This is a genomic window from Sorangium sp. KYC3313 (genome assembly GCF_052075895.1).
GTDB lineage: Bacteria > Myxococcota_A > Polyangia > Polyangiales > Polyangiaceae > Sorangium > Sorangium cellulosum_B.
Window position 1 is genome coordinate 7,998,031 of record NZ_CP197255.1, and the last position, 13,671, is coordinate 8,011,701.

The following is a 13,671-nucleotide window of genomic DNA, read 5'->3' on the forward strand; positions in this document are numbered from 1 at the left end:
GCCATCGAGCCCCCTTCCGTCCATCTCCGCAGGCCCGAGGATCGACGCCCTCCTAGCGAGTCCCCCCGCCTCCGGGAGCAGGCGGCTGGCTCGACGAGGACGGCGCCGGTGCCGGCGGCGCGGGCGCGGGGGTACCGGATCGCGGCAGCACCCCCGTGTTGCTCGGGAGGCCGCCCGCGTTGCCGCGGTTCGGCAGGGGTGCCGCGCCGCCGGGCGCGCCGCCCGCCGGCGGAAGCGAGGATCCGCCGCTCGGCAGCACGTTCGACTTGAGGACCCCCTGCCCCGGCAGCGTGCCCTGACTGGGCAGCGTGCCCTGGGTCTTCTGCGGCAGCACCCCGCCGGACGGCAGGAGCTGCTCGCCCCCCTCGGGCGCGCCGGTGAGCGGCTTCGCCCCCGCGGCGCCGTAGCGGAGGATGCGGAAGACGACGCGCCGGTTCTTCGACGTCATGAACTGGCAATCGGGCGACAGCTGATCGTCGGGCCCCTGGCAGCCGGTGTCGTCGTAGATCGGCTGCGTGTGCCCGTAGCCGACCGCCTGCAGCCGCGCGGATTCGACGCCCTTCGCGATGAGGTACGCCATGACGCTCGCCACGCGGCGCTGGGACAGGGCCATGTTGTACAGGTCGGTCGCGCGCACGTCGGTGTGGCCCTCGATCCGCACCTCGCGGATGTCGGGGTTGTCGATCAGCACCTGCGCGACCGCTTCGAGCGTCGAGTTCGAGTCCTCGAGGATGATGTCCTTGTCGGTCGCGAAGTGGACCTGCTCGGTGATCACGATCTCGTCGCCCCGGATGAAGGCGAGCGGACAGCCGTCCTTCCCGTGCGGGCCGGCGGGCTTGTCGGGGCACCTGTCGTCGCGATCGAAGATGCCGTCACCGTCGGTGTCCAGGTCCGGACAGCCGAAGTTCTCGGGGCTCCCGGGCACGTCGGGGCAGCGGTCCGCGGCGCCGATGAGGCCGTCGCGATCCGGATCGTCTTTGTCGCGCTGCTGCAGGCGGTTGATCTCCTCCTGCTCCTGCGAGGTCTTCGGCTGCCACGTGATGACGTTGAAGAAGCGGATCGAGGGCGCGCCGAAGCCGCACGCCGCGCCGAAGCTCCCGCCGAAGGTGATCGTGATGCCGTGCTTGGTCTGCCAGCGCAGCCCGAGGAGCGCCTCCGCGGGGATCTGCCCCGGGTCGTCCGGGTAGCTCGTGAGCGAGGGGTACCCGTACACCTCGCCGATGACCGACAGGCCCCAGCTCTGGACGACGTACTGCTCGGCCGCCACGCCGAACTGCGCCATGTCGCCGACGCGCACGCCCGCGAACTGGTTGTCGGGCCGCAGCCAGATGCCAGCGTTCGCGGCGAGGAGCAGCCCGAAGTTGAACCGGTAGTCGCCGATGAGCGTCGCGCCGCCGCTCAGCGCGCCGTCGCTGGTGAACGCGTTCTGGTCGCCCGTGGGGAAGTTGAGGTTGCCCGCGATGGCCATCCCGAACCCCTCCTTGACCTGCTCCTTCCGGTTCAGGTACGGGAGCGAGATCTTCGTGGACAGGCGGAGATCGCCCACGGAGGAGCTCTTGACCGACCCCTCGGTGCCGAAGCGGCGGAGGTTGCCGCCCTCCTGGAAGAGGACGAGCGGCATGGCCATCGTGACGTCGAACACGTCGAAGAAGCCGATGCCCGCGAGCAAGGCGAGCTCGAGCCGCCCCGAGATGGCGTCGACGGCCTGCCTCGTGTCGTCGCCCGCGACGAGCAGCACGAGCGGGTCGGCCGCGATGTCGCTGTAAAGACCGACGGTCGGCGAGAGGTTCCCGATGACCTCGGACTTCTGGACCATCACGAGATCGCGCGGGGCCGCTGCCGGGCGGAAGACCTGGGCATCGAAGCGCCCCTCCTCGGCGAGCGCGGGGCGCCCGGCGAGGAGCGCGGACAGCGCGAGGAGCGGGGCGAGGAGTGGACGCGTTCTCACGAGGCACCTCCGCTGCGCCGGCGGCGCTTTCGCTCGAGCAGGGCCAGCGCCGCGAGGGCGACGAGCCCGGCGGCCCGCGGATCGGCGCCCTTCTGGCCGACGACCGAGACGCTGCAGATCTCGGCGAGGGTGCCGCCGCACGCGACGTTGTCGGGCATCGGGCCGAGCGCGCACTCCTTGGCGTCCGCCTCGTCGGTCCAGCGGCAATGCTCGTTGCCGAGGCAGTCGAGGTTCGTCTTGCAGGAGATGTCGCAGGTGTTCGTCGCGAGGTCGCACGTGTTGCCGCACGGGCACTGCGTGTCGGCGTAGCACTCGACGCACCTCTCGCCGTCGCAGTACGGGGTGTCCTCCCCGCAGGTCGCCATGCACCCCGGCGGGTCGCACTCGTGGGTCTCGCGGTTGCAGGTCGTGCCGGCGCACTGCTCGTCCGACGTGCAGCGCACGCACGCCGCGAGCTGGGAGAACTGGCCGAAGCAGAACGGCGTGTCGCCGCCGCAGCTGTCGCAGCGCGGCCCGCAGCGCCGGTCCTTGACGCACTCCTTGCACTCACCGCTCAGGCAGTACTGCCCCGCGGCGCAATCCATGTCGTTGCGGCACGCGGCGCACGCCGTCCCGACGGGCCCGGGGAGGCAGAACGGCACAGGGGGCGACTGCGGGTCGCTCGGGTCCTCGGGGTGCATGCAGTCGACGCAGCCCTCGCCGCAGCAGTTGGGCAGGGCGTTCGTCGGGAGCGGCCTGTCCACGCAGTGGCCCGTGGGCACGTGGCACACCTTGCCGTCGGGGCACTGCTCGTCGGTGAGGCACTCGACGCACATCGGGCTGCCGCCCGGCTCGACGGCGGCGCAGTCCATCTGCTTGCCGTTGATGCCGTTGGGACAGCAGTTGCACGAGTTGCCAGCGCACCGGTCGGAGGTGTCGCACAAGACGCACGTGTGATCGACGCAGATCTTGTCGCGCGGGCAGTCCGGGTCGATCTCGCACTCGTACTCTTCCTTGCACTCGTGCGTCTCGGGGTCGCAGACGAAGCCGTCTTGGCAGTCGGCGCTGGTGCGGCACTCGGCGCACTGAGACCTGCCCTCCAGGTTGATGCAGAACAGCGTGTCGCCCGTGCAGGCCGAGCAGGACTCGCCGCAGAATCGTGCGGTGTCACACGGGGCGCACAGGGCCGCCTCGTTGCAGTAGTAGCTTCCAGGACAGCCGTTGGTCCCGGCCTGGCCGGCGAACTGGCGATTGCACTGCTGGCACTGGTCGAGATCGGGGAACGACGGCGACCCGCTCATCGTCTGGAAGAACTGCGCGGGTTGGAAGATGGAATAGCCAGCCGCCTTGAGGCTCTCGCTGCCCTCGACCCGCGCGCCGAGCTCGAAGTCGTCGAACTCGCCGACGAAGTAGGACATCTCGAGCGCCGCGTGCTCGGCGATTTCGACGTAGAGGATCTCGAGCGGGTACAGGCCTGCCTTCACGAAGATGACGGTGTTCGTGAGACGCCATGTCGGAAGGCCGAGCCGCGCCGGACGGACCATGACGGGCTTCACGCCGTTGGACTTGTCCCAGAAGGTGAGGCTCACCGCATCGTCGGCGTAGAAACCGATATGAACGGGTCGACCCGCCATCTCCTCGGGGACGAGCAAGAACCCGCGGAGCCTGGAGCCGAACGGCTGGCTGGTGCCGTGGCTGTTCCAGGGGAAGTCGCACCCGCCCTCCTGGCACGTCGGCGACATCAGTCCGGTGAAGTCGCCGTAGCTCAGCGGGCCTCCTTCGATCGGGTCCTGGTCATCATCAAGGTCGCTGTTGTTGTTGCTGAGATCCAGGACGGTCCGAACGACGTATTCGCGATACTCTGCCTCGACAACCCCGTTCTTGCTGGTGATGAACGCATTGACCTTGTCGTTATAAGCCAGACGCTCGCCAGGGGCGTCCCTGGGGAGGGGCACGTAGAAATCCCTATCCACGTTGTCGGACAGGGCCGATGCGGCGCAGAGGCCGGTCCCCTCGACCTCCGGTAACGTGTCGATGGTGGGCTCATAGAGGGTGACGGGGCCGAATGGCTGCGATTGTGCGCGCGCCGGCGCCGGCAGCAGCCCGAGCAGGGCCGTGGCGACTAGAGCAGCTCGTCGAATGCGCATGGCTCGCTCGCGGGTCCTTTGCATCGCTCGCGGGTCCTCAGCACCCGAGCTCCGGAAGTACGAGCTCCAGGCTAGCCGCTCCGCGCCGTGATCTGCAAGAGGAAGGCTGCGAAAGCCCGCTCTGCATGTAGGCGACGGTCCTCTATCACCCCTACCGTCCCATGGTCCGATGCTGTCATGCGCGCGGGACGGCTGGCAAACCGCGCGGGCGATCGGCCGCACACGCCTGGAGCGGATGGTCGGGTGACGGGAACGGCACGAGGTCGACACCTGCGCGCGATCTTCGGCTCCCCAGAGCCGATGACGCGCCCGAGGCCCTCGCGCGATCTTGCTGCGTTGCGGCAAGATCGCGCGGAAAGATTGCTGACCGGGGCCCCCGCAGATCAGGGCACGGCCCGCTCGCGATCCTGGACGAAGCAGCATAAAAGGCTCGCTCCATGACCACGACCTCGGGCCTCGGTATCGTCACAGGCGCCTCGTCCGGCATCGGCGCGGAGATCGCCCGGCAGCTCTCGGCGCGCGGGCAGCCGGTGCTCGCCATCGGCAGGCGGGCGCACCGTCTGGAGGAGCTCTCCGCAAGGGCGAGCGCCGCTGGGCACGCGCCCATCCACCCTCTGGAGCTCGATATCACCAGCGAGGGCGCTGCCCTCCGCGTGCGGGATCGGGCGCGCGAGCTGGGCGGCGCGGCCTGGCTCGTCAACAACGCGGGAACGACGCGGTTCGGGCCCTTTCTGGACGGCGATCCCGCGGCGCTGGCGATGCTTGTGCGGCTCAACTGCGAGAGCGTCGTGGCGCTCTGCGCGGCGGTCGTCCCCGACCTGGTGGCCCGCGGCGGAGGGCGCGTGCTCAACGTCGCGTCGCTCGCCGCGTTCCAGCCGACCCCGGGACATGCGGTGTATGGAGCGACCAAGGCGTTCGTGCTCTCGCTGTCCGAGAGCCTGGCCGTCGAGCTCGACGGGACCGGCGTCACGGTGACCGCCCTGTGCCCGGGGCCGGTGACCACCGAGATCTTCGACGCGGGCGCGCCCGGCGTGCCGCGCAAGAAGATGCCGTTCGAGCTCACCGCCGAGGACTGCGCGGCCTACGGCATCGCGGCGGCGGATCGGGGCGACGTGGTCGCCGTCCCGACCGCGCTGAGCAAGGCGACGGCCCAGCTCTCCCGCTTCCTCCCTCGCGCGGCGATTCGCCGGCTCTCATCGCGGATCGGGCTCTCGGTCCTCGGCTACGGCGCCCCAACGCGAGGCGTCCGAGGCTAGCGAGAGAGCGCGCGCCGCGCCCCGCGGCGCTCGATCCGGTGACGGGGCGCCGGCGGCTCTGTCGCTGTGATAGCCTCTATTCCGGCGCCCGCGTGGCCGCTTCCGCAGGAGCGCTCGAGCGAGAAGAACGTCTCATGCAAACACAAGCGTATGTCCTTGGTTCCGTCGTCGGCCTGACCGTGTGCGCCAGCGGGTGCGCGGCGCTGCTCGGCCTCGATACGTTCGCCGATCAGTCGGCGGACAGCGCGGGCGCTGGAGGTGCGGGAGGCGCCGGCAGTGCTGGGGGCGCTGGGGACGAGGGTGAGCCCACGGCCTGCACACCGGACACGTCGGAAGCGTGCTACATGGGGCCGCCGAGCACCCGGAACAAGGGGGTATGCCGGGGAGGGATGCGCACCTGTGACACCGACGGGACCTGGGGCGTATGCGAGGGAGAGATCGTGCCCGGGGTGGAGCGCTGCGACGCGGCGGACGACGAGAACTGTGACGGCCTGGAGTGCGTCGTCTGGACGACCGCGTACAAGCAAACGGGCGACATCTACTTGATGGACATCGCAGGTGATGCCGAAGGGAACGTGTTCGCCAGCGGCGCGTTCATGAACACCATCACGATCGGCGACGATACACTCTCTTCCTCCAGCACCACCGATGTGCTGCTCCTCAAGCTGAACCCGGCGGGAGAGCCCCTGTGGGCCAAGAATTTCGGCGACTACTTGACGGACGAGGCGAACGTGCTCGTCGTCGACTCCAAGGGCAACCCGATCCTGGTTGGCACCAGCAGCGGAGGCATCGATTTCGGCAATGGCCAGCTTCCGGCGGGAACATTTATCGCGAAGCTCGATGCATCGGGCAAACCAGTCTGGAGCAAGGGCCTTCCAGGCGGTGGAATCGGCGCCGTCGCGATCGACGCAAACGATCGCATCATCGTCGCGGGAAAGTTCAGTCGATCGATAGACCTGGGCAGCGGGCCGATCCAGCCCGGCGACGACTCGGACGTCTTCGTGGCCAAGCTCGACGCTGCCACAGGGCTCGTGACCGCGCCGGGTTGCTGGGTGCGCACGTTCGTTGGCGATAACGCGACCATGCGCATCATCGACATCGCGGTCGACCGCTCGAACAACATCTTCATCGCCGGCTCGACGCTCGAAACCGCTGAGCTCGATCGGTTCACGATCGACAAAGGCAGCTTCGTCATGAAGACGACGCCGTCCGGAGCACCGGCCTGGATCAGGACGATGTACGCGCTCGAGCCGCTCCCGGCAAGCGTAGATGTCATGGGTATCACCGTGGATCCCTTGGGAAGGCCCGTGTTGGCTGGGTATCACAGCGGCGATGTGAAAATAGGTTCATCGACGATAACGTCGATCGACCGAGACGTCTTCGTGGTGCAATTCGAGGCGAACGGTGCGGCGGGATGGGTGCGTACCTTCGGCGGTGCAGAGGACCAGTGGGCCCGCGACATCGCGATGGATCCCTTCGGCAACGCCGTCATCGTCGGGAGCGCCACGGGCCAGATCGACTTCGGCAACGGCCCGCTCGCGGATCCCTCCGGCTTCGTCGCCAAGATCGGCCCCGACGCGGAGCTCGTATGGAAACGCCTCTTGGGCAAGGACACCGTCGGTTACGCCGTCGCCGTCACGCCGGACGGCGAGACGCTCGTTGCGGGCTGGACGAGCGCAAACGCCGCGGATTGGGGCGCGGGTCCTATCCCCGGCCTTGGAGACAACGACCGCCAACACCTCATCGTCGGCAAGCTCGGCCGATAGGGCCGCCGTCGCCCCGGCCGCCTGGCCTCAGCGTAGCGCCGGCGGCCCCGAGCCTCCAGCGTAGCGAAACGCCCCACTGTGACGCGAGCGTTGCCGTTCCCCGACGCCGAGCGAGCGAGGTCCTCGCCCTCCAGCCCGAGAATCCTCCCCCCCTCGAGGTGGCACCCACGTTGCTTTGCTCACCGAGCACCCCGACACGGGGCCGGAGGTCATTCGATGAGCAAGATTCTGCGTGGGATCGCGGCGGGCTACGGCGCGAAGAAGCTCGGCGGCGGGTGCTTCAGCACCATCCTCATCTTCGTCCTGCTCTGGTGGGCGCTCGGCCACTTCGGCATCTTCCGTTGAGCGCCGCCCGCGCGCCGCTCAGCGCGATCGGCCCTTCTTCCGCTGCGCCTTGCGGGCGAAGAACGCCCTCCGCGCGTCCGACGACGTCGCGCTCTGCCGCTTCTTCACCTTCGGCGGGAGCTTCGCGAGCGGCACATCGCCCACGACGTCGCTCCCGCCGCGCGGCCCGCCGAGGAGGCCGCGTGACGTGAGCGAGGCGCGCTGGTACGTGATGAGCTCGCCCGCCTTCTCGAACGAGTCCTCGCGGACGCAGACGAGGCCCGCCCGCACGAGCCCGCCGAGGAGGTGCTCGAAATCGCGCCGCTCCAGCGACCCGTCGGCGAACGCCTCGCGGTAGAGGCGGCCGGTCGGCTGCTCGCTCTCGCGAAGCGCCGCCAGGATCTTCGCGATCGCCTGCGCCTCGTCGCGGCTCGGCGCCCGGAACTCCCGCGCGGCGCAGGCGGCCGGCGCGCAGACGTCGCACAGGCCGCAGGGCTCGCCCGTGTCCTCCTGGTCGCCGAAATGGCGGACCAGGTGGAGCATGCGGCAGCCGTGTCCCTCGGTGAACCGCGCCATCTGCACGAGCTCGGCGAGCTTGTGGCGCCGCTGCGCCTCGTAGGGCCCGCGCCAGCCCGGCTCGCCCAGGGCGACGCCCCCGTCCGGATCCACGCGCGCGCCGCCGTGGATCCAGAGCTTCTCGAGGGCCTTGTCCGCCACCTCGGGATCGATGCCGAGATCGCCCAGGATCGCCTCCTTCGGGCGGGGCTCTTCCGACAGGACCTCTTCGATCCGCTGGAGCGTCGCCGGATCAGGGTAGTCGCGCTCGTGGAAGAACTCGTGCATTCGCCGGTCGACATATGAGTGCATCAGCACGGCCCGCGACGGGAGCCCGTCGCGGCCGGCGCGGCCGATCTCCTGGTAATACCCCTCGACGCTCCCGGGCAGCCCGGCGTGGACGACCGTGCGGACATCGGGCTTGTCGATGCCCATGCCGAAGGCGATCGTGGCGACGATGATCTCGGTGCTGCCGTCCAGAAAGGCCGCCTGGATCCGGTCGCGCACCGGGGCGGCGAGGCCCGCGTGGTACGCCTCGGCCGCGAGGTCCTCCGAGAGGCCCGCGGCGAGCGCCTCGGCGTCCTTCCGCGTCCCGGCGTAGACGATGGCCGGCGTCCGGCCCTCCTTCCCGAGCAGCGCGCGCACCCGGGCGAGGCGCTCTCCCGGGCTGACCTCGAGGATCTCGATACCCAGGTTGCTCCGCCTGAAGCCGTGAATGAACCGCGCCGCGGACGCGAGGCCGAGCTGCTCGACGATATCGTCCTGCACGACCGGCGTGGCGGTGGCGGTCAGCGCGATGACCGGCGCGGGCCGGAGCGCCGGGAGGCGCTGACCGAGCATCCGGTAATCAGGGCGGAAGTCGTGGCCCCATTTCGAGATGCAATGGGCCTCGTCGACGGCGACGAGCACGGGCTTCCGGCGGGCGAGCATCTCGGGGAACCCGGGCACGCGGAGCCGCTCGGGGGCGATGAAGAGGAAGTCGAGCGCGCCTTCGAGATAATCGATGCAGGCCTTCCGCGACTCGGCCCGGCTCCGGCCGGAGTGGATCCGCTCGGCGGCGAAGCCGCGCGCCCGGAGCTTCGAGGCCTGATCCTCCATGAGCGCGATGAGCGGGCTCACGACGAGCGTCGTGCCGCCTCGGGCGATGCCGGGGAGCTGGTAACAGAGCGATTTGCCGGCGCCGGTGGGCATGACGAGCAGCACGTCGCTCCCCGCGGCCGCCGTCCGGCAGACGGCCTCCTGGTAGGGGCGGAACGCGCTGAAGCCGAAGCCTTGGTGGAGCAGCTCGACGAGATCCTCTGGCCGGCGCGCTGGAGACGGGGCCACCGCCGGCGAGGACGCCGCGCCCGCCCCACGCGCCGCGGAGGGCCCGATGGCCGCCGCACGCGCGGGCGACGGCGCTGCCGCCACGGGTCGCGCCGGCGCCGCCGCCGCCGCCGTACGCGATCTCGCCTGCGCCCGAGCCGGCGGCGATGCCGCAGCCGCCGCCGCGACCGCCTGCAGCGTCCCAGCCGATGCAACCGGCCCGGCGCCTGCGCTGCTGCCCGGAGCGCGGCGAGGCGCCGCCTCGCGGCCTCGGCCGGTCCCCGGCGCAGCGGCCGCGGCGCGGCCCCCCTTCGCGCGCGACCGCGCCTCGCCGCGCTCCTGAAACGGCGACGCCCCGGCCTCCGGGGAAAGCGCGCCGTCCCCGGCCGCGCGCCGCCCCGCGCCCACCTCCGCCACCACCTGGCGCACGTACGACTCGATGCCCGCCATGAACGACGGCAGATCGCCCCCGCCCCGGGCCATGCGGGCGAGCTTCGCCTCCCAGGCGCCCGTCATCGCGGGGCTCTTCACGTCCGCGTGGACGACCTCGATCAGCCCGACGCCCTTGTCGGTCGCGTGCAGCAGCTTGCCCTTGCGCACGATGTACTCGCGCCGGAGGAGCGTCTCGATGATCGCGGCCCGCGTGGCCGGCGTGCCGAGGCCCGAGTCCTTCATCGCCTCGGAGAGCTCCTTCTCTTCGAGGCTGCGGCCCGCGGTCTCCATGGCGGTGAGCAGCGTGGCCTCGGTGAAGCGCGGCGGCGGACGCGTCTTCTTGGCCTGCGCCTCCGCGTCGAGCACGAGCTGCACCTGCCCCCTCGCGAGGCCCGGCGGGAGCCGCTGATCCGCGGTCTCGCGCTCGCCCTCGCCACCCTCCCCGTCGCGCGCATCGGGCCCGTCGCCGTCCGATTCGCCCTTCCTGCGCGGCCTCGCAGGCGGCTTGCCGAAGCCGATGTCGAGCACCTTCCACCCGACCTTCTCCACGACGCTGCCCGCGCTGTGGTAGCGGTCCACGATCGGCTCGCCGCCCCGCGCGCCCGCGCCGCCGCGCGTGGTGATCGCGGTGATGACGGTGGTGATCGAGGTGACGTGATCCTCGTGCCACGCCGAGAGGAGGCGCCGGCAGATGAGATCGAAGATCTTCTGCTCGTCGGTCGAGAGCTCCGCGCGTGAGGACCGAGCCCCCGTGGGGATGATGGCGTGGTGATCCCCGACCTTGCCGTCGTCGACGAAGCGCTTGCCGAGCGGCCGAGCCCCCGTCCCCGGGGCGAGCATCCCCCGATACGAGCCCTCGATCGCCTGCACCGCGGCGCCGAGCGTGGCCGCGACCTCCGTCGAGAGGTGCCGGCTGTCGGTGCGCGGATAGCTGATGAGCTTCCTGCGCTCGTACAGCGCCTGGGCCACCTCCAGGGTCTTCTGCGCAGAGAAGCCGTAAAGGCGGTTGGCGTGCCGCTGGAGCTCGGTCAGGTCGTAGAGCAGCGGCGGCGGGAGGCGGCGAGACTCCGACCGGACCGCCTCGATGCGCGCCTCGCCGCGCCGGGCCCGCTCGACGATGCGCCGCGCCTCTTCGCCGTCCGGCGGCAGGCGCCTCCGCGACGGCGCGGTCTCGGGCCGCTCGCCGGCGTTCGGCGGCCCGCCGGCGGCCGGCGGCTCGCCGGGGATTGGTTTGTCGTTGAAATACGTGCCCTTGTAGGACTCGTCGGCCGCGCCCGAGCCGTCCTCCCGGAGCGGGCAGAAGGTCGCGACGACCTCGAGGTACGGCTCGGGGACGAACCGCCGGATCGCGAGCTCGCGCTCGACGACCATGGACAGCGTCGGCGTCTGCACGCGGCCGACCGAGAGATCCTGGTCGAAGACCAGGCTGTAGGCGCGCGAGAGGTTCATGCCGACGAGCCAGTCCGCGCGGCTGCGCCCGCGCGCCGCGTCGGCGAGGCCGTCGTAGCCGCGCGCGTCCCGCAGCCGCCGGAGCCCGTCGCGGATGGCGTCGGGCGTGAGGGACGAGATCCAGAGCCGCTCGACCGGCTTCTTGCACCCGGCCGCCTCGTAGATGTACCGGAAGATGAGCTCGCCCTCGCGGCCGGCGTCCGTGGCGCAGACGACGCGCTCGACGTCGCGCCGGCCCAGGACCTTCCGGACGATCTCGAACTGGGCCCGCGTCCCGGGGAGGACGACGAGCGGAAACTGCCCGGGCAGCATCGGGAGGAGGTCGAGGCGCCAGCGCTTCCAGGCGGGGTCGATCTGGTGCGGCTCGGCGATGGCGACGAGGTGCCCGATCGCCCACGTGACGACGTAGCCGCCGCCCTCGAGGGAGCCCTCGGCGCGCTTCGAGGCCCCGAGCACCGCGGCGATGTCGCGGGCGACGGCGGGCTTCTCTGCGACCACGGCGATCATGCGGCGACCATGCGAGACATGCGAAAGGCGCGAAACGAGCGAGAGGCGTGAACACCGACGGCGGCGGGCGTCGCCCGCGCCTCACGCAGGTGCGTTGATAGCGCGAGCCGCGGGCGGGCGGTATGGGGAAGCGAGCGGGCAGAGAAGCCCGCGCCCGACCGGCGCCTCGACACGCCGGCGCCGAGCGGGTTCACGTCGTGCCTGGACGCTCGCCGCCGCGCGAGGGCGCGCGACGGCTCCGGGAGAGGGGCATCGAGATGCGAGACCTGAAGGGGATCGTCGAGGTGGAGCTGCTCGTCGAGGAGGGCGGCGCGCTCACGCCGACGCGGGAGTACGTCCATCGAGAGACGACCTATGTCGAGGGGCGGTCAGGCCAGCGCTATGCGCTGCGCGTGCGGAACCCGACGGGCGCGCGCGTCGAGGTGGTGCCCACGGTCGACGGCCTCGACGTGCAGAGCGGCAAGGACGCGTCGACGCGGTTCACCCGGGCGACACCCAAGCCCGCCGCCGTGCTGGTGATCCGCTACGAGCAGCGCGACGGGCTGAGGGCGCTCGGCATCGACGTGGACGGGCTGCACCAGCGCGAGACCGCCAGCCCCTTCCCCGCCGAGACCGGCTTCGCCAAGCCGCCGCCCGGCTGGAAGGGCTGAGCACCGGCGGAGCTCGCGGCAGACGGCTGCCGGTCAACGCGCGGTTGACACGGGAGCCGTCCTTGCTGTCAAGCACGTCAACCCGTGGTTGACGTCGCGGCGCCACGACGCGCCGCGACGAGGACGTCCACGCAACGAGCGCTGCGCAGCCCCCCGGCCACACACGTGAGCCGTCGGCAGGCGGGTCCGGGCAAATGGCATTGTCGTTGCTTGTCTCGCGGCGCGCGGAGGAGGCGCGGCGCCGGCCTGGTTCGGCGGCCGCCATCTCTCACGCGCGACCCGGACTGCGCGACGGGCCGGGATCGAGTCGCCTCGTGTGTGCATCCAGCGCAACGACGGTGAGCCGCGCCATGCGCGGTTGTCGCCGGCGGGAGCTCGGCGCCTTAAGCGCCCACACGAGCTCTCTCGATTCGAAAGGAATCATCTGATGAAGGCCGCTGTCCTCTCGTTCGTCCTCCTCGGTTGCACGGGTTGCACCTTCCTGGCCGGTTGCTCCGGCGCAGCGAGCTCGCCCGGGCCGAGCGACGAGGCGGCGGGACAGGGTGGCGCCGGAGGTAGCACTCCGGGCGCGGGCGGCCACGGCGGAGGGACTGCGGGCGCCCAGACCGGAGCCGGCGGCGCGCCGGGAGGCGGCGCGGATGCCGGCGGCTCCGCCACCACCGGCTCCGCGGGCGGCGCCGGCGGCTCGGGGTCCGTCGATGGCGTGGGTACGATCCTCAAGGTGACGAACCTCGACGCCGACGGCCCGGGATCGTTGCGCGAGGCGATCGAGACGAGGGGGCCGCGCACGATCGTGTTCGAGGTCGGCGGGATCATCGACCTGAACAGGACGCGCCTCGACATCACCGAGCCGTTCGTCACGATCGCCGGCCAGACAGCGCCCTCGCCGGGCGTCACGCTGATCCGCGGCGGGATGAAGATCCGCACGCACGATGTGCGGATCCAGCACCTCCGCTTCCGGATGGGCGACGCCGGGGCCGCGCCGGCGTCGGGGTTCGAGCCCGACGTCACGACGGACGGCGCCTCGGCGTACAACATCGTGATCGACCATTGCTCCGTGGCGTGGGGCGTCGACGAGAACCTGTCCGTCTCGGGCCCCCGCTTCGACGGTCCCGACGGCACCTCGCGCCGCGTCACCCTCAGCAACAACATCATCGCCGAAGGGCTCCTCGAATCCATCCACGAGAAGGGCTCTCATTCCATGGGCACCCTCGTGCACGACCACTGCACCGACGTCACCGTCGTCGGCAACCTCTACGCCCACAACAACGAACGAAGCCCCTGGTACAAGGGGTTCGCGACCGGGGCGATCGTGAACAACGTCGTCTACAACCCCGGCAGAATGTTCGTGAA

At 71.0% G+C, this 13,671-nt stretch carries 7 protein-coding genes and 1 pseudogene; 5 read left to right on the forward strand and 3 right to left on the reverse strand.

Translation table 11 applies throughout. The features are described 5' to 3' along the window. Positions 1-52: 52 nt before the first annotated feature. Complete coding sequence (locus ACSRUE_RS30820) at positions 53-1,948, reverse strand: OmpA family protein (RefSeq protein WP_441286707.1); 1,896 nt, start codon at positions 1,946-1,948, stop codon at positions 53-55. Beyond that, entirely contained in the window at positions 1,945-4,074 is a 2,130-nt protein-coding gene (gene traA / locus ACSRUE_RS30825; RefSeq protein WP_441286708.1) for an outer membrane exchange protein TraA family protein, read from the reverse strand. The genes ACSRUE_RS30820 and traA overlap by 4 nt, the downstream gene beginning before the upstream one ends. A gap of 437 nt (positions 4,075-4,511) precedes the next feature. Here traA and ACSRUE_RS30830 point away from each other — a divergent pair, with 437 nt between their 5' ends. The 3 genes from ACSRUE_RS30830 (at position 4,512) to ACSRUE_RS30840 (ending at position 7,441) form a co-directional block, all read left to right on the forward strand. Then, complete coding sequence (locus ACSRUE_RS30830) at positions 4,512-5,330, forward strand: SDR family NAD(P)-dependent oxidoreductase (protein WP_441286709.1); 819 nt, start codon at positions 4,512-4,514, stop codon at positions 5,328-5,330. A gap of 134 nt (positions 5,331-5,464) precedes the next feature. Further along, entirely contained in the window at positions 5,465-7,096 is a 1,632-nt protein-coding gene (locus tag ACSRUE_RS30835; RefSeq protein ID WP_441286710.1) for an SBBP repeat-containing protein, read from the forward strand. A 216-nt stretch (positions 7,097-7,312) separates the two neighbouring features. Further along, positions 7,313-7,441: a hypothetical protein gene (locus ACSRUE_RS30840; RefSeq protein ID WP_437553583.1), complete on the forward strand. Its 129-nt coding sequence runs from the start codon at positions 7,313-7,315 to the stop codon at positions 7,439-7,441. Between the two features lie 18 nt (positions 7,442-7,459). Here ACSRUE_RS30840 and ACSRUE_RS30845 read toward each other — a convergent pair whose 3' ends face one another. After that, on the reverse strand, positions 7,460-11,668 hold the full coding sequence (locus ACSRUE_RS30845) for a DNA topoisomerase 3 (protein ID WP_441286711.1): 4,209 nt from the start codon (positions 11,666-11,668) through the stop codon (positions 7,460-7,462). A gap of 257 nt (positions 11,669-11,925) precedes the next feature. Here ACSRUE_RS30845 and ACSRUE_RS30850 point away from each other — a divergent pair, with 257 nt between their 5' ends. Together ACSRUE_RS30850 and ACSRUE_RS30855 are read left to right on the forward strand one after the other, a co-directional pair. After that, positions 11,926-12,318 carry a hypothetical protein gene (locus ACSRUE_RS30850; protein WP_441286712.1) on the forward strand — a complete coding sequence of 131 codons (393 nt, stop codon included), beginning with the start codon at positions 11,926-11,928 and terminating at the stop codon, positions 12,316-12,318. A 649-nt stretch (positions 12,319-12,967) separates the two neighbouring features. Beyond that, positions 12,968-13,657: pseudogene (locus tag ACSRUE_RS30855) on the forward strand (right-handed parallel beta-helix repeat-containing protein); the annotation flags it as partial. Between the last annotated feature and the right edge of the window lie 14 nt (positions 13,658-13,671).